This is a genomic window from Celeribacter ethanolicus (assembly GCF_001550095.1).
GTDB classification, from domain to species: Bacteria; Pseudomonadota; Alphaproteobacteria; order Rhodobacterales; family Rhodobacteraceae; genus Celeribacter; species Celeribacter ethanolicus.
Window position 1 is genome coordinate 1 of record NZ_LRUC01000034.1, and the last position, 1,193, is coordinate 1,193.

Consider the following 1,193-nt stretch of genomic DNA (forward strand, 5'->3'; position numbering starts at 1 on the left):
GGTAATCCCCCCATTTTTAGAGGGGCGTATCAGTAGAATCTAAGCTGCTGTCAGTTTCTGTATCGGGGTCATGCCGCCGATGCCCATGTTTGGTCTTTCGTTGTTGTAAGTCCAGAGCCATTTCGTTGCGTGATCCTGCACGTCTTCAATGCTTTCGAAGTGGTATCGCCCGAGCCATTCGGTGCGAACTGTCCGATTGTAGCGCTCGATATAAGCGTTCTGCTGGGGCTTGCCCGGCTGGATGTAAAGCAGCCCGATCCCCGCCTTCTCGGCCCATGTTTGGAGCCTGCCACTGACATATTCCGGGCCGTTATCTACGCGAATGGCCAGAGGTTTGCCTCGCCAGGCGATGATCTGGTCCAGCGCCCGAACAACGCGCTCGGCGGGCAGTGAGAAGTCCACTTCGATGGCCAGGCCCTCGCGGTTGAAGTCATCAAGCACGTTCAATGTGCGGAATGCCCGACCGTCAGCCAGCTGATCGGCCATAAAGTCCATCGACCACACCTCATTCGGGGCCTCAGGCACGACCAGCGGTTCCGGTTTCTCGCGCTGCAGCCGCTTCCGAGGCTTGATCCGCATGTTCAGCTCCAACTCGCGGTAGATGCGGTACACGCGTTTGTGGTTCCAGCCAAAACCTTTGACGTTCCGCAGATGCAAAAAGCACAGACCAAACCCCCAACTCCTCTTGGCCGTTGTCAGCGCGACAAGCCAATCGGCGATCAGCTCGTTCTCAGCTCTGAGCGTCGGCTGATATCGATAGCACGTCTCACTGATGCTGAATGCTCGGCAGGCCAAAGCAATGCTGACGGACCGGTGCCGAACCGCCCACTCGGCCATCTCTCTGCGTTGAGACGGCCTTACCACTTTTTTCCAAGCGCTTCCTTCAACAGGTCGTTTTGCATGCTCTTCTCGGCATACATGCGCTTGAGGCGCTTGTTTTCCTCGTCGAGCTCTTTCATCCGCGCCATCAGGCTCGCATCCATGCCGCCATACTTCGAGCGCCATTTGTAAAAGCTCGCCGAACTCATCCCATGCTCACGGCACAGATCCGCAACCGGCACACCGCCTTCGGCCTGTTTCAAAATACTCATGATCTGAGCGTCGCTGTATTTCGATTTCTTCATCAGAATCTCCTCTTTTATCTTTCGAGAAAATTCTACTTTCAAACGCCCCTAAATTTCGGGGGGATTACC

At 55.6% G+C, this 1,193-nt stretch carries 1 protein-coding gene; it reads right to left on the minus strand.

Translation table 11 applies throughout. The features are described 5' to 3' along the window. Positions 1–39 precede the first annotated feature (39 nt). A protein-coding gene (locus tag NH195_RS12915) for an IS3 family transposase (protein ID WP_155846173.1) occupies positions 40–1,124 on the minus strand; the annotation gives its coding sequence in 2 pieces (ribosomal slippage) (positions 40–863 and positions 863–1,124; 1,086 coding nt in all). Positions 1,125–1,193: the final 69 nt, after the last annotated feature.